This is a genomic window from Parageobacillus galactosidasius, from assembly GCF_002217735.1.
Classification (GTDB): Bacteria; Bacillota; Bacilli; order Bacillales; family Anoxybacillaceae; genus Parageobacillus_B; species Parageobacillus_B toebii.
The window spans coordinates 1,034,136-1,056,065 of record NZ_NDYL01000001.1; the positions used below are offsets into that span (position 1 = coordinate 1,034,136).

The 21,930-nt window shown below is 40.2% G+C and carries 25 protein-coding genes and 1 pseudogene; 18 read left to right on the forward strand and 8 right to left on the reverse strand.

Annotated features, from left to right (window positions below; translation table 11 throughout):
- Window positions 1–32: 32 nt before the first annotated feature.
- Complete coding sequence (locus B9L23_RS05465) at window positions 33–1,181, reverse strand: aminotransferase A (RefSeq protein WP_089097024.1); 1,149 nt, start codon at window positions 1,179–1,181, stop codon at window positions 33–35.
- 186 nt (window positions 1,182–1,367) lie between these two features.
- Window positions 1,368–1,595: an IDEAL domain-containing protein gene (locus B9L23_RS05470; RefSeq protein ID WP_089097025.1), complete on the reverse strand. Its 228-nt coding sequence runs from the start codon at window positions 1,593–1,595 to the stop codon at window positions 1,368–1,370.
- A gap of 199 nt (window positions 1,596–1,794) precedes the next feature.
- Between B9L23_RS05470 and corA the strand changes: the two genes are divergently transcribed.
- The 4 genes from corA to B9L23_RS05490 all read left to right on the forward strand — a co-directional run bounded on the left by corA (window position 1,795) and on the right by B9L23_RS05490 (window position 5,172).
- Window positions 1,795–2,772, forward strand: coding sequence for a magnesium/cobalt transporter CorA (gene corA, locus B9L23_RS05475; protein WP_015863275.1), 978 nt, complete (start codon window positions 1,795–1,797; stop codon window positions 2,770–2,772).
- Window positions 2,773–2,844: 72 nt separating this feature from the next.
- Entirely contained in the window at window positions 2,845–3,399 is a 555-nt protein-coding gene (locus B9L23_RS05480; RefSeq protein ID WP_015863276.1) for a TIGR00725 family protein, read from the forward strand.
- 79 nt (window positions 3,400–3,478) lie between these two features.
- Window positions 3,479–4,129 (forward strand): glycoside hydrolase domain-containing protein, encoded by a 651-nt coding sequence (locus tag B9L23_RS05485; protein ID WP_089097026.1) that lies wholly within the window; start codon window positions 3,479–3,481, stop codon window positions 4,127–4,129.
- Window positions 4,130–4,266: 137 nt separating this feature from the next.
- On the forward strand, window positions 4,267–5,172 hold the full coding sequence (locus B9L23_RS05490; protein ID WP_081189173.1) for a chemotaxis protein: 906 nt from the start codon (window positions 4,267–4,269) through the stop codon (window positions 5,170–5,172).
- A 164-nt stretch (window positions 5,173–5,336) separates the two neighbouring features.
- Here B9L23_RS05490 and B9L23_RS05495 read toward each other — a convergent pair whose 3' ends face one another.
- Both B9L23_RS05495 and B9L23_RS05500 read right to left on the reverse strand, forming a co-directional pair.
- Window positions 5,337–5,771 (reverse strand): YkyB family protein, encoded by a 435-nt coding sequence (locus tag B9L23_RS05495; protein WP_015863279.1) that lies wholly within the window; start codon window positions 5,769–5,771, stop codon window positions 5,337–5,339.
- 144 nt (window positions 5,772–5,915) lie between these two features.
- Window positions 5,916–6,800, reverse strand: a complete 885-nt coding sequence (locus tag B9L23_RS05500) for a metallophosphoesterase (RefSeq protein WP_015863280.1) — start codon at window positions 6,798–6,800, stop codon at window positions 5,916–5,918.
- 147 nt (window positions 6,801–6,947) lie between these two features.
- On the opposite strand from B9L23_RS05500, the gene fadH reads away from it, so the two are divergent.
- The 9 genes and pseudogenes from fadH to B9L23_RS05545 form a co-directional block, all read left to right on the forward strand.
- Entirely contained in the window at window positions 6,948–7,712 is a 765-nt protein-coding gene (gene fadH / locus B9L23_RS05505; protein ID WP_015863281.1) for a 2,4-dienoyl-CoA reductase, read from the forward strand.
- A gap of 316 nt (window positions 7,713–8,028) precedes the next feature.
- Window positions 8,029–9,246 carry an EAL domain-containing protein gene (locus B9L23_RS05510; protein ID WP_081189175.1) on the forward strand — a complete coding sequence of 406 codons (1,218 nt, stop codon included), beginning with the start codon at window positions 8,029–8,031 and terminating at the stop codon, window positions 9,244–9,246.
- Between the two features lie 53 nt (window positions 9,247–9,299).
- The gene (locus tag B9L23_RS05515) at window positions 9,300–9,530 is read left to right on the forward strand and encodes a hypothetical protein (protein WP_062753554.1); all 231 of its coding nucleotides are present in this window, start codon (window positions 9,300–9,302) and stop codon (window positions 9,528–9,530) included.
- A gap of 215 nt (window positions 9,531–9,745) precedes the next feature.
- Window positions 9,746–9,952: an antirepressor AbbA gene (gene abbA / locus B9L23_RS05520; RefSeq protein ID WP_015863284.1), complete on the forward strand. Its 207-nt coding sequence runs from the start codon at window positions 9,746–9,748 to the stop codon at window positions 9,950–9,952.
- Window positions 9,953–10,058: 106 nt separating this feature from the next.
- A complete protein-coding gene (gene cbpB, locus B9L23_RS05525) occupies window positions 10,059–10,523 on the forward strand; it encodes a cyclic-di-AMP-binding protein CbpB (RefSeq protein WP_081189176.1) in 465 nt (154 codons plus the stop codon).
- 370 nt (window positions 10,524–10,893) lie between these two features.
- Window positions 10,894–11,604 carry a 2,3,4,5-tetrahydropyridine-2,6-dicarboxylate N-acetyltransferase gene (gene dapD / locus B9L23_RS05530; protein WP_081189177.1) on the forward strand — a complete coding sequence of 237 codons (711 nt, stop codon included), beginning with the start codon at window positions 10,894–10,896 and terminating at the stop codon, window positions 11,602–11,604.
- A gap of 65 nt (window positions 11,605–11,669) precedes the next feature.
- On the forward strand, window positions 11,670–12,800 hold the full coding sequence (locus B9L23_RS05535; RefSeq protein WP_015863287.1) for an N-acetyldiaminopimelate deacetylase: 1,131 nt from the start codon (window positions 11,670–11,672) through the stop codon (window positions 12,798–12,800).
- Window positions 12,801–12,859: 59 nt separating this feature from the next.
- Complete coding sequence (locus B9L23_RS05540) at window positions 12,860–13,102, forward strand: YkuS family protein (RefSeq protein WP_062753549.1); 243 nt, start codon at window positions 12,860–12,862, stop codon at window positions 13,100–13,102.
- A gap of 73 nt (window positions 13,103–13,175) precedes the next feature.
- Window positions 13,176–13,460 (forward strand): annotated as a pseudogene (locus tag B9L23_RS05545) (thioredoxin domain-containing protein); the annotation flags it as partial.
- Between the two features lie 89 nt (window positions 13,461–13,549).
- Here B9L23_RS05545 and rnjA read toward each other — a convergent pair.
- The 3 genes from rnjA to B9L23_RS20325 all read right to left on the reverse strand — a co-directional run bounded on the left by rnjA (window position 13,550) and on the right by B9L23_RS20325 (window position 15,726).
- Window positions 13,550–15,217, reverse strand: coding sequence for a ribonuclease J1 (gene rnjA, locus B9L23_RS05550; protein ID WP_089097027.1), 1,668 nt, complete (start codon window positions 15,215–15,217; stop codon window positions 13,550–13,552).
- A gap of 2 nt (window positions 15,218–15,219) precedes the next feature.
- Window positions 15,220–15,429 (reverse strand): DNA-dependent RNA polymerase subunit epsilon, encoded by a 210-nt coding sequence (locus B9L23_RS05555; RefSeq protein WP_015863290.1) that lies wholly within the window; start codon window positions 15,427–15,429, stop codon window positions 15,220–15,222.
- Window positions 15,430–15,588: 159 nt separating this feature from the next.
- Window positions 15,589–15,726 carry a hypothetical protein gene (locus B9L23_RS20325; protein ID WP_167317822.1) on the reverse strand — a complete coding sequence of 46 codons (138 nt, stop codon included), beginning with the start codon at window positions 15,724–15,726 and terminating at the stop codon, window positions 15,589–15,591.
- 192 nt (window positions 15,727–15,918) lie between these two features.
- Between B9L23_RS20325 and B9L23_RS05560 the strand changes: the two genes are divergently transcribed.
- Window positions 15,919–16,695: a Cof-type HAD-IIB family hydrolase gene (locus B9L23_RS05560; RefSeq protein ID WP_089097028.1), complete on the forward strand. Its 777-nt coding sequence runs from the start codon at window positions 15,919–15,921 to the stop codon at window positions 16,693–16,695.
- Window positions 16,696–16,734: 39 nt separating this feature from the next.
- On the opposite strand, the gene def is transcribed toward B9L23_RS05560, so the two are convergent.
- The gene (gene def / locus B9L23_RS05565; protein WP_015863292.1) at window positions 16,735–17,289 is read right to left on the reverse strand and encodes a peptide deformylase; all 555 of its coding nucleotides are present in this window, start codon (window positions 17,287–17,289) and stop codon (window positions 16,735–16,737) included.
- Window positions 17,290–17,397: 108 nt separating this feature from the next.
- On the opposite strand from def, the gene B9L23_RS05570 reads away from it, so the two are divergent.
- The 4 genes from B9L23_RS05570 to B9L23_RS05585 all read left to right on the forward strand — a co-directional run bounded on the left by B9L23_RS05570 (window position 17,398) and on the right by B9L23_RS05585 (window position 21,927).
- Window positions 17,398–18,033: a YkyA family protein gene (locus B9L23_RS05570; RefSeq protein ID WP_245842294.1), complete on the forward strand. Its 636-nt coding sequence runs from the start codon at window positions 17,398–17,400 to the stop codon at window positions 18,031–18,033.
- Window positions 18,034–18,434: 401 nt separating this feature from the next.
- On the forward strand, window positions 18,435–19,550 hold the full coding sequence (pdhA, locus tag B9L23_RS05575) for a pyruvate dehydrogenase (acetyl-transferring) E1 component subunit alpha (RefSeq protein ID WP_015863294.1): 1,116 nt from the start codon (window positions 18,435–18,437) through the stop codon (window positions 19,548–19,550).
- Window positions 19,551–19,553: 3 nt separating this feature from the next.
- On the forward strand, window positions 19,554–20,531 hold the full coding sequence (gene pdhB, locus B9L23_RS05580; protein ID WP_015863295.1) for a pyruvate dehydrogenase complex E1 component subunit beta: 978 nt from the start codon (window positions 19,554–19,556) through the stop codon (window positions 20,529–20,531).
- Window positions 20,532–20,613: 82 nt separating this feature from the next.
- Window positions 20,614–21,927, forward strand: coding sequence for a dihydrolipoamide acetyltransferase family protein (locus B9L23_RS05585; protein ID WP_015863296.1), 1,314 nt, complete (start codon window positions 20,614–20,616; stop codon window positions 21,925–21,927).
- Window positions 21,928–21,930 lie beyond the last annotated feature (3 nt).

Consider the following 21,930-nt stretch of genomic DNA (forward strand, 5'->3'; position numbering starts at 1 on the left):
AGAAGAAAACAGTGAGTACGGTCAACAAGTACTCACTGTTTTTCTTTGAGATATCGTTCTAGACGATCTAGCCCTTTCTTAAGGGTATCTAGTGAATAAGCATAAGAAAGGCGTACATATCCTTCCCCATATTCGGAAAAGGCGCTGCCAGGAACGAGCGCGACACCAGCTTTATTCACAACATCAAGCGCAAAATCGAAAGACGATTGACCGAAAGCGGCGATAGATGGAAATAAGTAAAAGGCACCGCTCGGTTTTTCCACTTCCAGTCCCATTTTGATTAGACGATGGTAAGCATATTCCATTCGTTCTTTGTATTGGGAGCGCATCGTTTCCGCGTCATTTTTTCCTGCTGTTAAGGCGGCAAGCGCAGCTTTTTGAGACACAGATGATGTGCATGAGACGCTGTATTGGTGTACTTTGATCATATGTTTTGTAACGAAAGATGGAGCGAATACGAATCCGATCCGCCATCCTGTCATCGAGTGGGATTTGCTCAATCCATTAATAACGATTGTTTGTTCGCGCAACCATTTTGCGATCGAATGGTGTTCGCCATTATAAACGAGTTCGCTATAAATTTCGTCTGAGACAATCCAAATTGGCCGCCCCTTTACTAGCTCGGCGATTTTCTGAAGTTCTTGTTCGGACAGAGTGACTCCGGTAGGATTCGAAGGGTATGGGAGTACGATACAACGAGTCCGTTCATTTAAGTAAGGAGCAATTAATTCAGCAGATAGACGAAATCCGTTCGACCGTGTATCGACATATACCGGTTTTGCTCCACATAATTGGATCAGCGGTTCGTATCCTGGATAAACAGGACCTGGCAAAATTACTTCTGTTTCTTCTTCTAAAATGGTGCGAAATGTAATGTCAAGCGCTTGGCTTGCTCCAACGGTGACAATTACTTCGTCAGAATCGTAATATAACCCGTATTTTTCAAGAATAAAATCACATGCAGCTTGGCGCAGTTCAAGAAAACCAGCGTTATGCGTATACGTTGTAAAATTATCTGTAATTGCCTCTTTTCCTGCTTCTTTTATATGTTCAGGAGTGGGAAAATCCGGCTGCCCAATCGTTAGTGAAATCAAATCGGGACGGTTGGCAACCATGTTAAAAAATCTACGAATACCGGATATTTCAATATTTTTTACACGTGAATGTATAAGATGTTCCACCGATTGCTCATCCTTCCGTTATCATCGTTTGATCACATTTTATCATGTTTGACGATTGGATGAGAATGGGGAAAAATAAAAGTGAGCCGCCTCCATTTTTCTTTAATAAATTTTGGAAGAAGTGGCTCACCTTATTATTTGACCATATGACTCAGACGTTTCACACTCGAACATTTTTCTCTCCTCTTAAGCACCATGTTTTTTTAGAAGCTCATTATATTGTGCGGAAAGTTCTAAAAAGAGTGGCTTATTTCGCGTCATAAGCGCTTCGTCAATCTTTTCCATCAGTTTTTGTTTTTGAAACTGGAATATTGCTTGTTGTAATATTTTTTCCGCCAGCGGGCCATAATTACTTTTTTCTTCCATTTGGCTAGGTAAAATAGCACCTTCGTGAGGATATTGTTTTTCGTACATATGTGATTCCTCCCCTACTTGGGAACGATAAGTTCCCTTTTTTATATTATCCTTGTTTTTGATCAAAAAGTAAAGAAAATTTTGATAAATATTCTTTAACATTTTCTACATCATGTATATCCCTTTTTTGTTAGGATGAAGCCTATTTTCGGTTATCATATGTAGAGGAAAGTAGATTATAGATCGTAAGGTGATTAGCATGATTCGGACATGTGTCATTACAAAAGAATTTGAGGTTATCTATGATGTTCCGCTTTCATTTGTAAATAGTCCAGATGTTTCATGGTATTGGGTTGATTTTCATGAACCGACTGAGAATGAAGCAAAGTTGTTGGCTGATTTTTTCCATTTCCATCCTCTTGCGATTGAAGACTGTTTAGAATATGTACAACGCCCAAAGCTTGATTTTTATGATCGGTATTTATTTGTTGTTTTGCATGCCATTGATGGAAATTCGCTCGAAGCGGAGGAAGTCGATTTATTTGTTGGGCAAAATTTTGTCGTGTCTTTTCATAAGCAATCGATTCATGCGGTGAATGAAGTATGGACACGAATCAAAAACGATGAAGATTTCCAGCAAGGACCGTTCCATGTGATGTACCGTATTATAGACAAGCTTGTCGATGACTATTTTCCTCCGATTTATCATATTGAAGATGTATTGAATGAATTAGAGGAAAACACAAACGATGAGGAGGTTCAAGACATTATCGAAAAAGTATTTGATATTCGCAGTGATTTATCGAAGCTAAGAAGAACGATTGTACCGATGCGCGATTTGCTATACCGAATTATTCATTCCGACCGTTTTCAGCGTATGAAGGAGCGCCAATTATATTTTCACGATATTTACGACCATCTGCTGAAACTGGTGGAAATGATTGAAACAAATCGCGAAATTACGTCTGATATACGTGATAGTTATTTGTCGCTTACCTCGAACCAGATGAATACGATTATGATGACATTAACAGTAATTACGACGATTTTTATGCCATTAACGTTCATTGCCGGTATTTACGGAATGAACTTTGATAATATGCCGGAATTGCATTGGAAATACGGTTATTTTATGGTTCTTGGGGTGATGGCGGTCATTACGATTTTGATGTTTTTTTGGTTTAAACGGAACGGATGGTTCCGATTTCTTAAAAATAATTATAAAGATAAGGAATGATGGAAACGTCTGATTGAATCTTACACTGCGTATAAATGGAATTAAGGACAAAGTATGCGAAGGAGAGATAAAATGAAGCGAATTGCTGTTATTGGGCAGTCAGGAGAAATCCCCGATGAGGTACGACATGTTGCGGAGGAAGTAGGGGCGGAAATTGCGAAGCGAAATGCCGTTTTATTAACAGGCGGGGGAAGCGGTGTGATGGAAGCGGCATCGAAAGGAGCGAAAGAAGCGGGAGGACTTGTTATTGGCATCTTAGCTGGAGATCGTATTGATGTTGCAAATGATTATATCGATATCCCCATTACAACAGGTCTTCATTTTGATTTCCGCAGTCTTATTCTTGTTCATTCCTCTGATGCGCTGATTATGATTCGTGGCGGAAACGGAACATTGGGCGAGTTATCCGCGGCATATATGAATAAAAAGCCGGTTATTATTATCGAAACGACTGGCGGTTGGGCAACGAAAATAAAAGAAGTTGCTTATGAAGGCGGCTATTTAGATGAACGGCGTACGGTGGAAATCGCGTTTTGCCATTCGGCCAAAGAAGCGGTAGAACTTGCTTTTCAACGAATCGAGGCGCCGATCGATATAACAAGAAATACAGGACGAATAGGCGATTAATCGATGTGAACGATTGTATGAAACAGGCAGTAAGTTTCATATATATGGCAGAGAGAACATTATGGAAAGGGGGAAGCTGATGGCAAAAGGTGTTTGGGGTGTCGATTCTGCGCAAGCAGTAACGGAAAAGTTGTTTCAATGTGTGAAAAATGAGCTTGGCTACCCAAAATTTTGGGGGCGGTATTTAACCAATGTTCCGAATGTTTCCGACGGTTTAACCAAAGAGGAAATTACACGTTTAAGAAATTACGGGATTAAAGTGATGCCTGTTTATAATGCGTTTCGTGAGGCTGTAGGATATGCAAACGGACAAGTGGCGGCACGCAATGCAGTATTCCATGCGCGGCGTCTTGGCATTCCAACAAATAAAGTATTATTTGCAAACATCGAAGATTTTTTTCCGATCGATGCCTCATGGATTGTAGCATGGGTGGAGACGATGCATCCGACAGGTTATCGTCCAGGGGTGTATGCTGACCCGACAAAAGGCGATTTTGCTAGTGCTTATTGTGAGGCGATCCAGGCAAATAACCAAGTCGCTGTACAAACCATCATTTGGAGTTCGGCGCCAAGACCAGGGACGACAAAAGAACAAAAAGCGCCGAAATATCAGCCGGCAGCCCCGAATTGTAAAGCGAACGTTTGGGTTTGGCAGTACGGCCGTGATGCAGCATCATTTCCGGTTGATACGAATTTAGCCGATCGCAGATTGCTTGATTTTTTATATTAAAGTTTTAAGGTTGCAGTAGAAAAGACTGCAACCATTTTTTATAAATTGCAAAACAAATATAAAAAATATTGGTTCTTTATGCATTCAACAATATAATAAAATATAGACCATATTAAATAGGAAGGACGTAGCGGCAAATGGAAGAAAGATCAAGCATTTTATTGGAAAGTGGTACGAACGAACTAGAAATAGTGGAATTTTTGATTGCAACTAATCGTTTTGCCATCAATGTCATGAAAGTACGCGAAATTGTTAAGCCTGCCCCAATCACAAAAATTCCACACTCCCATCCGCATATTGAAGGGATTATTGAATTGCGCGGAGAGGTGCTTCCGGTTGTCGATTTAGCAAAAGTGCTTCATTTCCCACCTTCCGAAAACCCTGAGCACGATAAATTTATTGTCGCTGAGTTTAACCAACTAAAAGTTGTTTTTCATGTACATGATGTGACACGTATCCATCGGATTTCGTGGAAACAGATTGAAAAACCGTCACAAATGTATCAAGGGCTAGAAGCACAAATTATCGGTGTGGTGAAATTAGAGGGGCAAATGATTTTGCTGTTGGACTTTGAAAAAATTATTGCCGACATTAACCCAGACTTAGGAATAAACACACAGAAAATAAAAAATTTAGGGAACCGAGAACGTTCACAAAAAAAGATCATCGTGGCAGAAGATTCACCATTATTAAGGAAATTGCTGCAAGATACGTTAGCGGAGGCAGGATACGTATCGGTGGAGTTTTTCGAAAATGGGGAGGATGCTCTTCACTATTTACAATCGATTGCTGATACAGGAAAAGATATTGCGGATGAAGTGCAGCTTGTTATTACAGATATTGAAATGCCACAAATGGATGGGCATCATTTAACAAAGCGTATTCGCGAAGACGATAAGTTAAAGAAACTTCCTGTCATTATTTTTTCTTCTCTTATTACCGATGATCTTCGTCACAAAGGAGAGAAAGTTGGAGCAACAGCGCAAGTAAGTAAACCAGAAATTGGTGAACTCGTCAACATGATTGATGCACATATCTTATGAATCAATGAGACAGGGAATTTTTCATTTATATATAAAGTGGATTATCGTGCATGATCGTTTCACAAAGTCTCTAAAATAATAAACAGCCAATTCAATGCGCAGAAGCCTCTTCGATGGAGATGACACAGCTCCCACCTCTAGATGTAAAGGTGGGAGAGATTCCATCAATAGCTTTCTCCAAGGCGTTTAAATACTGGTTTTTGATACGATTTTTTTTGTTTTGGTGGAATTGGTTTGATGCCTGTATATGTTTGTAACAGTGCTTTAGCTTTGGACAACGGCATTCTCGTTGCAGGATTGCGGTAAGAGTCATTAAGTGCTCCAAGATGCGGAAGGGTTGCGAAGTCTTCTTTTGTTGGAGGAATATGAAAATAATAATCGCCGACAGCGACAAGTACATCAGACTGCTGCTGGCTATATTTCGGATTGCGAGAAAAGTGTAAGCCAACTTTTTTCGCTTTTCCTTCTTGCAGCAATTTTTCAATTGCTTTTTTCTTAAGAAGGTATAGGAAAGATGGGTTTAACGCAGTTTTTGCGTGGCGGTTTACTGTAAAAATCGCTTTTGCTATGTTATCTATTGTCGGTTCTAACGGTTCCATTAGCACGTCTCCTTTTCATTATTGATTTAGTTTAATTATACAACATGAACATATGTTTGCAAAACAGCTTTTTTGCTTGCTTTGTTTTTTATGATAGAAAAGGACGGTTGGAATACGCCGCATAACCATTTTTGGCGGCTTTCTTTATAAACCGTCCTGTTGTTTTTCTAATGCTTGGTGTTGCAATGTAAAGACAGTCAATTCGGGCGGTGAAAGAAATCGGAGTGGTATTCTTGTTGTTCCAAGTCCACGGTTTACATATAGTGTTAAATGATGAATTTGATAAAATCCTTCATAATATGTTTCTGAAAGCGGCGGAGTGATAAGCGGTCCGATGAAAGGAAGCTGGACTTGCCCGCCATGACTATGTCCTGATAGCTGTAGATGAACTGGATGACGGCTCATTTGCATGGCACCATCCGGTTCATGCAGCAACGCGATGGTATAAGTCGAATCAGGAATGGATTTTACCATTTCAGAAAAATTTGGTTTACCGAGCATCATATCATCTACGCCGGCAATGGCGATGAAACTTTCGTTTTGTCGCTTAATGAGAACATGTTCATTGACAAGCATTTGAAATCCCGACTTTTCCATAATATGGCGGTATATATCTGTTCCATACCCACCGTGATCGTGGTTTCCGTAAATACTAAATTTTCCAAGTGGAGCACGAATGCGAGAAAGCTCGTTGGCAACTGCATCAATGTGTGGGTATTTGTTTGGCTCATCTAATAAATCTCCTGTAAACAACACGATATCTGGCTGCAATTCGTTAATTTTTTCGATTGTATAACGAAAGCGATTTAACCCGTAATAATGACCTAAATGAACGTCGCTAAACTGCAAAAGTTTCGTTCCAGTAAACTCTTTCGGAATAAGCGGGTGAGAAATAATATGATGGGTAACGGTTAATTTTGCTGGTTCAATAAAACGAGCGTAACCATAACTGAATGATGTTGCCAAAATTCCCCCAATGCCGGTGATCATCAATTTTTTTAAAAATGTTCGCCGATTCATCCGTTTCATAATGTGCCGTCCTTTCACAATAGCTTTATTATAATGGAAAAAAGAAAAAGAGGACAATAGGGCAAAAATAATGTTAGAAAATTTCGTATATTTATAGTAAGATAGAAATGAATGAGTAATCAGTCATTTTTACAAAGGGGGAGAAATATGAACGGCAAAGTAATCATTATTACTGGTGGTTCGAGCGGGATGGGAAAATATATGGCAAAACGGTTTGTGGCAGAAGGTGCGAATGTCGTTATTACGGGAAGACGGCTTGAAGCATTAGAAGAAGCGAAAAAAGAAATCGAATCTCCAAATGGAAAAGTTCTTCCGATTCAAATGGATGTACGTGATCCCGAATTAGTCGCTGAAATGGTAAAACGCACGGATGCGGAATTTGGCAAAATTGATGCACTCATTAACAATGCTGCTGGCAATTTTATTTGTCCTGCGGAGAAGCTATCGATTAATGGTTGGAATAGTGTGATTAATATCGTATTAAACGGTACATTTTACTGTAGCCGTGAGGTCGGAAATTATTGGATTAATAACGGTCAAAAAGGTTCCATTATCAATATAGTCGCTACATATGCTTGGAGAGCTGGTGCAGGTGTTATCCATTCCGCGTGTGCGAAAGCAGGAGTGTTGGCGATGACGAGGACGCTTGCGGTAGAATGGGGACGAAAATACGGGTTCCGCGTCAATGCGATCGCACCTGGGCCAATTGAGCGGACAGGAGGTGCGGAACGGCTTTGGGAATCAGAAGAAGCGGAAAGAAGAACCATTGAAAGTGTTCCATTAGGACGTCTCGGCACACCGGAAGAAATTGCTGCCCTTGCCGCATTTCTTCTTTCTGATGATGCCGCTTACATTAATGGGGAATGTATTACAATGGATGGCGGACAATGGCTCAACCAGCATCCATTTTAAAAAACGTAACATGTATGAGCGGTTTCCTAACATTAGGAAACCGCTCATGTTTTTATCAGATCGGTGCCATTTCATTCGACGCCATCTTTCCAAACCGATGAAAAACCTATCTACCATGGAAGTTTTTCAATATGAACCTCTCTCACCTACATTCCATTTAAGGCGGAGTTTTTTATCTTTATAAAAAAACTCCCAATTCTTCCTCCTCTTTGCTTCATTTCGAGGGGGGGGAGAAAAATGTTAAAAAAAGATATCGAAGGGAGCACGTATGATATAATATGACAAAGATGGTGTGTGTATAAAAGAGGTGAGCAGGATGGATGCATTAGATGTAATGGCGAATTTGCAAAATGTTTTTCCGTACTATCAAGCGATTTTTAGTGCAGATGAACATTGTGTGATTGGATATGAAGTGCTAGGAAGATACCAATCGGAAACGGGAGTTGTAAGTCTCGGTCCATTTTTTTGCGATGAAACAATACCGGAAGAGTTCCGTTTAGAAGTGGATGAAGTGGTAACAAAAAAAGCACTTGATTATTTTCTGTCCCTCGATGACTATACACTGCTTATTTTTTTAAATCGTGATGTAAATTTATTAATGCTTGACCGTGCTGAGTCATTTTTGCAGCTTCTTCTTCAATATGAAACAAGAGGATTGTCGTTAGAGCGCGTTGTGCTAGAAATTAATGAACACCATTTTAAGGGAGATTTACAGCAATTAAGTCATTTATTAACATATATTCGTACTTATGGAATTAAAATTGCGGTAGACAATATAGGTGAGCATAGCAGTAACTTAGAGAGAATCGGGTTATTGTCACCTGATATTTTGAAAATTGATTTGCACCAATTGCGGACAACTTCCATGTATCAAGCGTATCAAGATGTGATTTATTCCATTTCTCTGCTCGCTCGTAAAATCGGAGCAACGCTTTTATATGAAGATATCGAAACGTCGTTTCAATTGCAATATGCGTGGCGAAACGGAGGACGTTATTACCAAGGGTATTATTTGGCGAAACCATCTGCCGAGCTAGTGCCGCGTGATATGTTGAAAGAGCGTCTGCGTCAAGAATGTCATCATTTTATTCAGCAAGAAAAGAAAAAATTAGAAACGCTTTATCGCATTTCTGAACAGTTTCAGAAACGATTGGCAACACTTTTGGCAAAATATAAGAAAGTATCTAATTTTGATGAACTTATTTCGCTTCTAGCTAATGAGCTAAACGATGTTTGTTTCCGCATTTATGTTTGTGATGAAGACGGGTTTCAACAGTCGGCGAATATGTTTAAGCGCAATGACTGCTGGGAATTGCAGCCGCAATATTACATGAAAAATTGGAGTTGGCGGCCATACTTTTTAGAGAATATTATTCGGATGCGTTCACGTAAACGCGGGATTCTTTCCGATTTATATGCAGATATCGAAACAGGGGAAACGATTCGTACGTATTCGTATCCAATTGACGATCGGCACTATTTATTTATCGATTTATCATATAGCTATTTATTTGAGCATGATGCTCATTATTAAAATGGTATAAAATTCTTTTCCTCGTGGCAAAGTAAGCATGAGGTGAAGAAACAATGGCACAGTTGACATTTACATTATCAATCATTGCAATTTTAATTGCTGTTATTGGGGGCGTATACACATTTCGTCTCGGGCGACAACAAAAATGGCAGGAGGAATTGGATGCTCCTATCCCCGAGAAGGTGCAAGAACATGTATTTTTGCGCAACCCAATTTTTTTGGCGTATATTTCGGCCGTCTTATTAGCTGCGATTGCGATTTTTTATTTGGCATTACGTTATTGATGAGTCAAAATGAGCAGTCCTATTAGGGAGTGCTCTTTTTTTTATGTTGATGATGCCAGATGATTGGTTTTACGAGCAGCAAGCAAAAAACGAATGATCAAAATCAAAATGCGCTTCGTTGTTATATGCCGGTGATATAAAGCTTTGGGAAATAAGACTTTTTTACGTGTTCAATGAATATATATTTAATTGAGTTTCCAAAGGGGGAATAAAAAATGGGAAAGCAATTACTTCAAACATTATCGCATGAAGAGCAAATATTGCTCCTAGATATTTTGTTTACGCAACAATACGCATTGGATCTTGTTAGTTGTGAACTTGCTGATATAGAAAATGGAGAAAAGCAAGTGGACGAAAAACGGTATCAACAACTTTTACGTTTATACGATCGGCTTCTTCAAGAAACATATGACTTTACGTAGTACTATCGCTTCAAAATAAGCGATAGTTCTTTTTAATAAGAAGACCACTTTAAAATATGATAAACTGAAGAAGGGAAAACGCTAAAAGAGAAAGGCGGAAATAGGTATGACAAGTTTGGGGAACAATGAGTTTGCACATATGACAATTGCGCAATTTCTGATCCCTTCGGATAAAGTAGCACACGTTCAACTCGGAAACTATTTAGACCATGCATTATTAGTATTGACGAAAACTGGTTATTCCGCTATTCCTGTATTGGATACTTCATATAAACTTCATGGATTAATTAGTATGACGATGATAATGGACGCGATTTTAGGGTTGGAGCGCATTGAATTTGAACGATTGGAAACGATGAAAGTGGAGGAAGTGATGAATAAAGACATTCCCCGCCTTTTATTGGATGATGATGTTTTGAAAGGAATTGAAGTTATTGTAAATCACCCGTTTGTTTGCGTTGAAAATAAAGATGGGTATTTTGAAGGAATTTTTACAAGACGAGAAGTATTAAAGCGATTAAATAAACAGCTGCGGCAACTTAATCATTACCATAAATTATATGAAAAATAAGTTGCGCAAGAAGAAGGACCGTAATGGCATGCAATAGATTAGCAGCTGCTTTCGCTTTATTTTTTGCGCGACTCTTGCTATAAGCTCGTAAAGCTGGAAGCTTCCGCAAGTACAAGTCTTCTATGTAAGTTATTGAAAATTCTACTTCTTGTGATCCATTTTTTCGACTGCACTTATGCGTGACGAAGGCAAGTCATTGACTTGTCTTCGTCAGTCGAAAAATCTCTTGATAAAAAGCGCAAAGAACCAAATATCAAGTTGCATTTATATAGAAAGTGCTGCAAGATTCCATTTTATGAATTTATGCTTGTCACCATCATCTTTGTTTTGCTAAAGTAAGAAAATAAGAGCACAAAAGGAGGATGATGTCATGAAAATGATGGATGCGAATGAAATTATTTCTTTTATTCAAAACAGCAAAAAGTCAACACCTGTTAAAGTATACATAAAGGGAAACCTTGAAGGAATTGATTTTGGTCCAAGCGCGAAAACGTTTATTACTGGAAATACTGGTGTTGTTTTTGGGGAATGGCAAGAAATTCAATCGGCATTGGAAGCCAATAAAGAAAAAATTGAGGACTATGTCATTGAAAATGATCGCCGCAATTCCGCGATTCCGCTTCTTGATTTGAAAGGAGTAAAAGCGCGCATTGAGCCAGGCGCCATTATTCGTGATCAAGTCGAAATTGGCGATAATGCGGTTATTATGATGGGTGCTGTCATTAATATCGGTGCCGTCATCGGTGAAGGAACGATGATTGATATGAACGCAGTGCTCGGCGGCCGCGCAACGGTCGGAAAGAATTGCCATGTTGGCGCTGGCGCTGTTTTAGCAGGTGTGATTGAGCCGCCTTCCGCTAAACCAGTGATCGTTGAAGACGATGTAGTGATTGGCGCAAATGCCGTTATTTTAGAAGGCGTTACGGTCGGCAAAGGCGCGGTCGTGGCCGCTGGCGCTATTGTCGTTGAAGATGTGCCGCCGTATACGGTTGTTGCTGGTGTGCCGGCGCGCGTGATTAAGCAAATTGATGAAAAAACAAGAGCAAAAACAGAAATTAAACAAGAACTTCGCCAGTTATAAACATAGCCAAACACAAAAGCTGTCCCATCTTTGGGCCAGCTCTTTTTTCAATGGAGGAGATAGAGATGTCATCAATCAGTCCGTTTGTGGCGATTCGCCGCGATTTGCATAAAATTCCCGAGTTAGGGTTCCAAGAATTTAAGACGCAGCAATATTTATTGCGTTACATTCATGCGTTGCCGCAAGAACGGCTGGAAATCCAAACGTGGAAAACCGGGATTTTTGTAAAAGTAAAAGGAACAGCTCCGCGAAAAATGATCGGCTACCGCACTGATATCGACGGCCTGCCGATTAAAGAGGAAACGGGATTGCCATACAGCTCGGAGCATGAAGGAAACATGCATGCGTGCGGGCACGATGTGCATATGAGCATCGCGCTTGGGCTGCTTACGCATTTTGCCGAGCATCCTATCCAAGATGACTTACTATTTATTTTCCAGCCGGCAGAGGAAGGGCCAGGCGGTGCGAAACCAATGCTTGAAAGTGAGATTATGAAAGTATGGAAGCCGGATATGATACTTGCTTTACATATCGCCCCGGAATATCCGGTTGGCACGATTGCGACGAAAGAAGGATTGCTGTTTGCCAATACGTCGGAACTGTTTATTGATTTGAAAGGAAAAGGCGGGCATGCCGCATTTCCGCACTTGGCGAACGATATGGTTGTTGCTGCCTGCTCGCTTGTTACGCAGCTTCAGTCTATCGTTGCGCGCAATGTCGATCCGCTTGACAGTGCTGTTATTACAATTGGAAAAATTTCAGGCGGTACAGTACAAAATGTGATTGCAGAGCATGCGCGCTTGGAAGGAACGATTCGCACATTGTCGGTGGATTCGATGAAAAAAGTGAAAGAGCGGATTGAAGCGATGGTCAGTGGAATAAAAATGGCGTATCAATGCGAGGCGGAAATTGACTACGGTTCCATGTACCATCAAGTTTATAATGATCCGGAGTTAACGACGGAATTTATACAGTTTGCTGAAAATTATCAGGGGATTCGATTCATTCGCTGCAAAGAAGCGATGACCGGAGAAGACTTTGGGTATATGCTTGCAGAAATCCCAGGATTTATGTTTTGGCTTGGCGTCGATTCTCCCTATGGGTTGCATCATGCGAAGTTGACTCCAAACGAAGCGGCAATTGATCAGGGGATTTCGTTTTTAATATCGTACATTACGTGGAAAGGAAACAATTAATTTATTGTATAGTTCCACCTTCCTTAAGGCACATTATGTGTATGAGGAGGTGGATTGCTATGCCGAAAATTGGTGTAGAACATTCGTTAACAAGCGTACAAGAAGCATTAAAAGCGAAAGGATACGAAGTCATCCCGCTTCGAGGGGAAAATGATGCAAAGGGCTGTGATTGCTGCGTAATTACTGGCCAAGATGCTAATGTCATGGGCATTCAAAATACAGTTACAGCTGGCCCTGTGATCGAAGCGAGCGGTCTAACTGCAGAAGAAATTTGTCAAAAAGTTGAAGAAAAATTACGCTAATGGCTGACGGGCTGTCCGTACCAACAGCCCGTTTTTTGTCGATGAGAATGAAAAGATAGCAACTGGTTCGAGCAAAGATAAACTCAATGTTGTTTCGGTTCATATGCCACGTTCGGAAAATGATTTAGACATAGAACTTGTCAAAAAAGTAGCGGAAGAACACGGCATTACGCAACCAATTTTAGTCGATAACGAACATAAAATTACAGATGCATTTGAAAATCAATATGTTCCAGCTTATTATGTATTTGATGCCGAAGGAAAACTTCGCCATTTCCAAGCTGGCGGAAGCGGCATGAAAATGTTAGAAAAGCGTGTGAACCGTGTATTAGAAGAAAACGAAAAAACACAACAATAACGGGAGAAAGAGGAACGAAAGCACGATGATTTCGTTCCTTTTTTATTGCATTAAAACAGCTGTTCCGAAATAAGGGAACAGCTGTTTTATTATATTTCCATAATGATTGGCAAAATCATCGGTCTTCGTTTTGTTTTTTCGTATAAGAACGGAGCAAGCGTATCCGTAATTTCATTTTTGATTTCCGACCATTGATTGGTTTTGCGCTCGAGCACTTTTTCAAGATGTTTCGTAATGAGCGCTTGTGCATCGTTAATTAAATCACTAGATTCACGCATGTAGACAAATCCGCGCGAAATAATATCTGGACCAGCCGCGATTTTAAAATCTTTCATATTAATGCTTACAACAACGATGACAAGACCTTCTTCTGACAAAATGCGGCGGTCACGCAAGACGATGTTGCCGATGTCGCCGACGCCGCTGCCATCAATATAAACAGAACCGGACGGAATTTTGCCAACGATGCGAGCGTCCTTTTCACTTAGTCCAAGCACTTCGCCATTATCCATGATAAAGCAATTTTCTTCTGGCACTCCACAATCGATCGCTAGCTTTGCATGCATTTTTTGCATGCGGTATTCTCCGTGAATCGGCATGAAATATTTCGGTTTCATCAAGCGAATCATTAATTTTTGTTCTTCTTGTCCACCGTGTCCAGATGTGTGAATATCGTTTAGCGGGCCATGAATGACTTCGGCGCCAGCGCGATAAAGCATATTAATCGTTCGATTTACACTTACCGTATTGCCCGGAATTGGGGAAGAAGAAAATACGACCGTATCGCCAGGAATAATTTGAATTTGCCGATGGGTGCCATTGGCGATGCGCGATAATGCTGCCATTGGCTCGCCTTGGCTGCCGGTACATAAAATTGTCACGCGATTGGCAGGAAGGCGGTTAATTTCGTTTGCATCCACAAAAGTATCTTTAGGACATTTAATGTAACCGAGCTCTTGTCCGATTTCAATCGCCGCCTCCATGCTTCTTCCGAATACAGCAATTTTTCGGTTGTTCATCACGGCTGCTTCCGTTACTTGCTGCAGCCGATGAATGTTGGAGGCAAATGTCGCAAAAATAATCCGTCCTTGCACTTTACGGAAAATATCATGTATGCTTTCCCCAACGCGACGTTCAGACATGGTGAAGTGTGGAATTTCACTATTCGTGCTGTCGGAAAGTAGACAAAGGACCCCTTTTTTGCCGATTTCCGCCATTTTGGTTAAGTTTGCAGGCTCACCGACCGGTGTAAAGTCGAACTTAAAGTCCCCTGTATGAACAATTTGCCCTACAGGTGTTTTGACAACAACTCCATAACTGTCAGGAATGCTGTGAGTTGTTCGGAAAAATGTCACCGCTGTTTTTTGAAAGCGAATGACATCGTCTTCGCGAATTTCAATAAGTTTCGCTTGTCGGAGAAGTCCATGCTCCTCAAGCTTGTTGCGGATTAACCCTAACGCTAATTTTCCGCCGTAGATTGGAATATTCACTTGCTTTAGCAAGTATGGAATTCCGCCAATATGATCCTCGTGCCCATGAGTAATAAATAATCCTTTTACTTTCTCTGCGTTTTTTACTAAATACGTGTAATCGGGAATGACATAATCAATTCCGAGCAGCTCATCTTCAGGAAATTTAATTCCTGCATCGATAACAATAATTTCATCTTGAAATTGTACGCCGTATGTATTTTTCCCGATTTCACCTAATCCGCCGAGAGCAAATACGCCAACTTGATGATCACTTAAAAATTTCATACTCAAATCTCCAATACTTTAAAATCTGGATTTTTCTTTTCATATTCTAAATGAGCGCCCTCTAACGGCTGAATATACTCAATATTCATGGTGTGTCCTTGCAATTTTTGGCGTACTTCCCGTTCTGATTCCGCTTCAATATATAGCGTTTTTGTTTTTTCTCTCACAGGCACTTCATCAGGATTTTCTTGGTAAAACACTTTGAAAATCATTCTAAAACCTCTCCTTATGAACGATTATTTCTTTAACTTTTTTATTATATATAAAATAAGGGCAGTTTTCATGTTTTTTCATTTCATAACATAAAATACAGAAGGGGAATATAGGAAAAAAGCATTAGCTTTTACCATTTTTGACGAATTTTGATCCTTTCATTCGCATGTTTTTAGAAAGAAGCCCTTCATGAAAGAAGGGCTCTTATCGTAAACGGTTAGGCGATCGATTTTTTTCGGAGCAAATCTTTCCATTGTTGAAGAAGCTTTCTTTTCAGCTTTTTCAACATTTTTCATCACTCCTTACTTCTTATTGTACTCATTTCTTGGCGAAAGTAAATGTTCTTCCTATATTATATTATATGTTAACAAAGGCTTGTTTTTCGCGGATAAAAGTGGAATGAAGCCGAGAAGTGATTTGACATTTTCGGTTTTTTTCAGTACGGTAAGGGTGAAAAAAATGAGATTTTGCATTAAGGGGAAGAGATTGTGAAAAAGAAAATAGTATTTTTTGATATTGATGGAACGCTGCTTGATGAACAAAAAAATCTTCCTGTTTCGACAGTAAGAGCGGTTCAAGAGTTGAAAAAAGCTGGTGTTTATGTAGCGATTGCCACGGGAAGAGCGCCATTTATGTTTGCCAATTTGCGAAAGCAGCTAGGAATTGATTCTTTTGTCAGTTTTAACGGCCAATACGTAGTATTTGAAGGGAATGTCATTTATAAACATCCACTTCATCGGCAAAAATTGCATGAGCTAAAGGAAGAAGCGCATAGAAATGGTCATCCGCTCGTTTTTATGAATGTGAATGAAATGAAAGCAAGCATGGAAGATCATCCATATATTCACAACAGTATGGGGAGCTTGAAATTTCCTCATCCTCCGTTTGATCCGCTTTATTACGAAAATGAGGACATTTATCAAGCGCTCTTATTTTGCAAAGCGGAAGAAGAACAAATGTATGTAAAAGCATATCCGGAATTTCGTTTTGTCCGTTGGCATAATGTGTCAACTGATGTGCTGCCAGTAGGAGGGTCGAAAGCTGAAGGAATTCGGCGAATGATCGAGAAACTCGACATTGCGAAAGAAGATGTATACGCGTTTGGAGATGGGTTGAACGATATAGAAATGTTGAAGTTTGTTGGAACTGGTGTTGCGATGGGCAATGCGCACGAAGAAGCAAAAAAAGTGGCCGACTTCGTTACGAAATCGGTCGGAGAGGAAGGAATATTATACGGATTAAAGCAGCTTGAATTAATTAAATAAGGGGCATATCCCGGTGCGGGATATAGCCCTTCTTTTCATTTATCGTTCGATAGGGATCGCGTTGTCAGGTACTTTAAACGGATTTTTTGGATCAATATGATCATAAAACATGATGCCGTTTAAGTGGTCGATTTCGTGTTGAAATACAATGGCAGGCAGCCCTTTTAACCGAAGTGTTACTTCTTTACCTTCAAGCGTTGTCCCTGTTACGGTAATGCGGGCATAGCGCGGCACATATCCTGGAACGTTCCGATCGACAGATAAACATCCTTCTCCGCTCGTTAAATAGCATTGTTGAACAGAATGGCTCACAATTTTTGGATTAAATAACGCATAGCTATATAAAGTACCTTTTTCATCCGTTACATGGACGGCAATCATTCGTTTTGATACATTAATTTGTGGAGCTGCCAGCCCAATTCCCGGGCGTAATCCATATTTTTCTGCAAGCTCAGGGTTTTGGCTCATTTTTACATAATCAAGAAGGCTTTGTAAAACTTGTTTATCTTCTTCTGATGGAGGAAGAGAAACAGGTTCAGCCACTTTTCGTAGCGTTGGATGCCCTTCTTTAATAATATCTTTCATGGTAATCATCACGTTTTCACTCCTTGTAGACGTTGATGTCTGAATTAAGTCTAACAAAAATCGACTTTGAACGTAAACTAAAATGAAAATGGATGTGCCCGAAAGGAAGGAGAAACGTTGTTCAAAGCAATAAAGCGGTGTGTTTGGTTAACCGTGGTGTTATTTTTGGTTACTAGCTGCAATGAACTTGCCAACGAGGAAGTTTTATCAGCTTTTCAAAAGATAGGCAAGTATGAAAACAGTGTAGTCGAGCAACAAGAAAAACTGAGCGGATTAGAACAAAAACAAAACCAGTTGTATGATCGTATTATGTCGTATGGGATAAAGCGGTTTACAAAGGTGGTGCAATTATCGAAAGAATCATTGGAGCTAATAGAAGAACGGGACAAACATATTGAAAAAGAATATAAAACGATTCAATCAGCAAAACAACAAATAAATACGATCAAGAAAAATATTGACCAACTTCGTGATGAAAATATAAGAAGACAAGTAAACCGTTTAGTAAACATTGCGGAGAAACGTTATGAAACATATGGCAATTTGTATCTTCATTATAAAGAATTGCTTTCATTGGAAAAAGAGCTTTATACTTTATTACAAAATAAATATGTGACACCGGAACAGTTACAACAACAAATTAATCGTATAAATGAACAATATAAAGAATTGGTTAGTATAAACGATCAGTTTAATGAATATACGGAAAAATATAATAAAGAAAAGAAGCGATTATATAACGTGTGGAAATAAATGTTTGTTGCGATAGAAGGCTATATTTTCATAGCCTTTTTTATTTTATGAAAAAAATATAAAACAGATATAATACAGATTAAACCGTTGTAATATAACAGGATTTGTGTAGTTGTTTTTTATACTAAAAATATCCATTTGACATTGAAAAAATATCGATAAATCAAAGTGATTGACGTCTAGGTAAAGAAGGTGTAAACTTAAACATGTAGATGGAATTGTACTAATAAAAATGATCAAATGATTAATACAGGTACTCTAACGACATTTTTTCCGTTTATGCCGTGGAACAAAGGTTACCGCTTTTTATTTATTCATGATTTTGGGTAAATTAATGCTGTATGGACCAATGTTATGAGTTGACTTTATTTTTTAAATTATGAAAGGTAGAGGTGGATCAAATGGGTGCAAAAAAATCCCAATTTAAGTTTAATTTTAAGGAACAGCTTGAAAAAATTGAGGAACAATTTCCGACATTTCAAATTTTAAATGAAGAAGGGGAAGTAGTAAACGAAGCGGCAATGCCGGACTTAAGCGATGATCAACTAAAAGAATTGATGCGCCGCATGGTATACACACGCGTTCTTGACCAACGTTCTATTTCATTAAACCGCCAAGGGCGTTTAGGCTTTTACGCACCAACGGCAGGGCAAGAAGCGAGCCAAATTGCGAGCCATTTTGCGTTAGAGAAAGAAGATTTCATTTTGCCTGGATACCGTGATGTTCCGCAACTTATTTGGCACGGACTTCCGCTTTATCAAGCGTTTTTATTCTCACGTGGGCACTTCCACGGCAACCAAATTCCGGAAGGGGTAAACGCATTGCCGCCACAAATTATTATCGGTGCCCAATACATTCAAGCAGCAGGTGTTGCTTTAGGATTGAAAAAACGCGGCAAAAAGGCAGTAGCAATTACATACACAGGTGACGGCGGTACATCGCAAGGAGATTTCTACGAAGGAATCAACTTTGCTGGAGCATTTAAAGCACCGGCGATTTTCGTTGTCCAAAACAACCGCTTTGCTATTTCTACTCCTGTTGAAAAACAAACAGTAGCGAAAACACTTGCTCAAAAAGCGGTGGCGGCTGGAATTCCTGGCATTCAAGTTGACGGTATGGACCCATTAGCCGTATATGTAGCTGTACGTGCTGCTCGCGAGCGTGCGATTAACGGCGAAGGTCCAACGCTTATTGAAACTTTATGTTTCCGTTACGGTCCGCATACGATGTCAGGAGACGATCCTACTCGTTATCGCACGAAAGAATTGGAAAATGAATGGGAGAAAAAAGACCCGCTTGTTCGTTTCCGTAAGTTTTTAGAAAACAAAGGCTTATGGAGTGAAGAAGAAGAAAACAAAGTGATTGAACAAGCAAAAGAAGAAATTAAAGAGGCGATTAAAAAAGCGGACGAAACACCAAAACAAAAAGTAACCGATTTGATTAGCATCATGTATGAAGAATTGCCATTTAACTTGAAAGAACAGTATGAAATTTACAAAGAGAAGGAGTCGAAGTAAGCCATGGCGCAAATGACAATGATTCAAGCAATCACGGATGCGTTGCGCATCGAACTAAAAAATGACCCAAATGTATTAATATTTGGGGAAGACGTTGGAGTAAACGGCGGCGTATTCCGGGCAACAGAAGGATTGCAAGCTGAGTTTGGGGAAGACCGCGTTTTCGATACACCTCTTGCCGAATCGGGAATTGGCGGTCTTGCCATCGGGTTGGCGTTGCAAGGATTCCGTCCTGTTCCAGAAATTCAATTCTTTGGTTTTGTATATGAAGTAATGGATGCCATTTGCGGTCAAATGGCGCGTATCCGCTACCGCACTGGCGGTCGTTATAATGTCCCGATTACGATTCGCTCACCATTTGGCGGCGGCGTGCATACACCGGAATTGCACTCTGATAGCTTAGAAGGCTTAGTTGCGCAACAACCTGGGTTAAAAGTAGTCATTCCTTCTACTCCTTATGATGCGAAGGGATTGCTTATTTCTGCGATCCGTGACAACGATCCAGTTATTTTCTTAGAGCACTTGAAGCTGTATCGTTCGTTCCGCCAAGAAGTACCAGAAGGAGAATATACGATTCCGATCGGTAAAGCAGATATTAAACGCGAAGGAAAAGATATCACGATTATCGCTTATGGTGCAATGGTGCACGAATCGTTAAAAGCAGCTGCTGAATTAGAAAAAGAAGGCATCTCCGCAGAAGTGGTTGACCTGCGGACTGTTCAACCATTAGATATTGAAACAATCATTGGTTCTGTAGAAAAAACAGGACGTGCGATCGTTGTACAAGAAGCACAAAGACAAGCAGGAATTGCTGCAAACGTTGTAGCAGAAATTAATGAACGTGCGATTTTAAGCTTAGAAGCTCCTGTATTGCGCGTTGCTGCTCCGGATACGGTATATCCGTTCTCACAAGCGGAGTCTGTATGGTTGCCTAACTTCAAAGATGTCATTGAAACAGCGAAAAAAGTCATTAACTTCTAAACATTAGGTGAGAGGAAGGGGAAATTGCCTTCTTCCTCTTTTCCCATACTTTTTTGAAAAGACAATAGGAGGTCGACAAACAGTGGCATTTGAATTTAAGTTGCCGGATATCGGTGAAGGTATTCATGAAGGGGAAATCGTCAAATGGTTTGTCAAACCTGGCGATGAAGTAAATGAAGATGATGTATTGTGTGAAGTGCAAAACGATAAAGCGGTTGTAGAAATCCCGTCCCCTGTGAAAGGTAAAGTATTAGAAATTTTAGTAGAAGAAGGAACGGTTGCAACGGTTGGCCAAACGTTAATCACATTAGATGCGCCTGGATATGAGAATATGACGTTTAAAGGCCAAGAACAAGATGAGCCAAAACAGCAGGAAAAACCGCAAGAAGTGTCGAAAGAAGAAAAGAGCGAAGCGGCAGCTAAACAAGCAGAACCGGCTAAGCAGCAGGAAGTGGATCCAAACCGTCGCGTGATCGCAATGCCTTCCGTGCGCAAATATGCCCGTGAAAAAGGGGTCGACATCCGTCTTGTTCAAGGTACAGGAAAAAATGGCCGCGTCCTAAAGAGCGATATCGATGCGTTCCTTGCTGGTGGCACGGCAGTCGAGCAAAAAGAAGAAGCACCTGCAGCGAAAGCAGAAGAAAAAGCAGCGGCAGCTACTGCGGCACAACAACCAGTTGTGCTTGAAGGAGAATTCCCGGAAACTCGCGAGAAAATGAGCGGTATCCGTCGCGCGATTGCCAAAGCGATGGTCAATTCGAAACATACAGCACCACACGTTACATTAATGGACGAAGTAGATGTGACAAAACTGGTAGCGCATCGCAAAAAGTTCAAAGAAATCGCAGCGGAAAAAGGAATCAAGCTTACTTTCTTACCGTATGTTGTAAAAGCTTTAACATCGGCGTTGCGTGAGTTTCCAGTTTTAAATACATCGATTGATGATGAAACGGAAGAAGTGATTCATAAACATTACTACAACATTGGTATTGCTGCTGATACAGACAGAGGATTGCTCGTTCCTGTTATTAAACATGCGGACCGCAAGCCGATCTTTGCCCTTGCCAAAGAGATTAATGAGCTTGCAGCAAAAGCACGTGAAGGAAAATTGGCTCCACATGAAATGAAAGGTGCTTCCTGCACGATTACGAATATCGGTTCTGCCGGCGGCCAATGGTTTACTCCGGTCATTAATCATCCAGAAGTAGCTATTCTTGGCATTGGACGCATTTCCGAAAAACCAATTGTCCGCGACGGTGAAATAGTTGTTGCTCCAGTATTAGCATTATCATTAAGCTTTGACCACCGCATGATTGACGGTGCAACAGCGCAAAAAGCATTAAATCACATTAAACGTCTATTAAATGACCCAGAATTATTATTAATGGAGGCGTAAAAA

What these genes read in the sequence shown, in the direction of transcription:
- cbpB (WP_081189176.1), top strand. Translation starts at nt 10,059, where the DNA reads ATGACAAGTTTGGGGAACAATGAGTTTGCACATATGACAATTGCGCAA.
- corA (WP_015863275.1), top strand. Translation starts at nt 1,795, where the DNA reads ATGATTCGGACATGTGTCATTACAAAAGAATTTGAGGTTATCTATGAT.
- B9L23_RS05555 (WP_015863290.1), bottom strand. Translation starts at nt 15,429, where the DNA reads ATGATTTTCAAAGTGTTTTACCAAGAAAATCCTGATGAAGTGCCTGTG.
- B9L23_RS05490 (WP_081189173.1), top strand. Translation starts at nt 4,267, where the DNA reads ATGGAAGAAAGATCAAGCATTTTATTGGAAAGTGGTACGAACGAACTA.
- rnjA (WP_089097027.1), bottom strand. Translation starts at nt 15,217, where the DNA reads ATGAAATTTTTAAGTGATCATCAAGTTGGCGTATTTGCTCTCGGCGGA.
- B9L23_RS05495 (WP_015863279.1), bottom strand. Translation starts at nt 5,771, where the DNA reads ATGGAACCGTTAGAACCGACAATAGATAACATAGCAAAAGCGATTTTT.
- def (WP_015863292.1), bottom strand. Translation starts at nt 17,289, where the DNA reads ATGATTACCATGAAAGATATTATTAAAGAAGGGCATCCAACGCTACGA.
- B9L23_RS05515 (WP_062753554.1), top strand. Translation starts at nt 9,300, where the DNA reads ATGGCACAGTTGACATTTACATTATCAATCATTGCAATTTTAATTGCT.
- B9L23_RS05510 (WP_081189175.1), top strand. Translation starts at nt 8,029, where the DNA reads ATGGATGCATTAGATGTAATGGCGAATTTGCAAAATGTTTTTCCGTAC.
- fadH (WP_015863281.1), top strand. Translation starts at nt 6,948, where the DNA reads ATGAACGGCAAAGTAATCATTATTACTGGTGGTTCGAGCGGGATGGGA.
- B9L23_RS05480 (WP_015863276.1), top strand. Translation starts at nt 2,845, where the DNA reads ATGAAGCGAATTGCTGTTATTGGGCAGTCAGGAGAAATCCCCGATGAG.
- B9L23_RS05535 (WP_015863287.1), top strand. Translation starts at nt 11,670, where the DNA reads ATGTCATCAATCAGTCCGTTTGTGGCGATTCGCCGCGATTTGCATAAA.
- B9L23_RS05470 (WP_089097025.1), bottom strand. Translation starts at nt 1,595, where the DNA reads ATGTACGAAAAACAATATCCTCACGAAGGTGCTATTTTACCTAGCCAA.
- B9L23_RS20325 (WP_167317822.1), bottom strand. Translation starts at nt 15,726, where the DNA reads ATGAAAAATGTTGAAAAAGCTGAAAAGAAAGCTTCTTCAACAATGGAA.
- pdhB (WP_015863295.1), top strand. Translation starts at nt 19,554, where the DNA reads ATGGCGCAAATGACAATGATTCAAGCAATCACGGATGCGTTGCGCATC.
- B9L23_RS05485 (WP_089097026.1), top strand. Translation starts at nt 3,479, where the DNA reads ATGGCAAAAGGTGTTTGGGGTGTCGATTCTGCGCAAGCAGTAACGGAA.
- pdhA (WP_015863294.1), top strand. Translation starts at nt 18,435, where the DNA reads ATGGGTGCAAAAAAATCCCAATTTAAGTTTAATTTTAAGGAACAGCTT.
- dapD (WP_081189177.1), top strand. Translation starts at nt 10,894, where the DNA reads ATGAAAATGATGGATGCGAATGAAATTATTTCTTTTATTCAAAACAGC.
- abbA (WP_015863284.1), top strand. Translation starts at nt 9,746, where the DNA reads ATGGGAAAGCAATTACTTCAAACATTATCGCATGAAGAGCAAATATTG.
- B9L23_RS05500 (WP_015863280.1), bottom strand. Translation starts at nt 6,800, where the DNA reads ATGAAACGGATGAATCGGCGAACATTTTTAAAAAAATTGATGATCACC.
- B9L23_RS05540 (WP_062753549.1), top strand. Translation starts at nt 12,860, where the DNA reads ATGCCGAAAATTGGTGTAGAACATTCGTTAACAAGCGTACAAGAAGCA.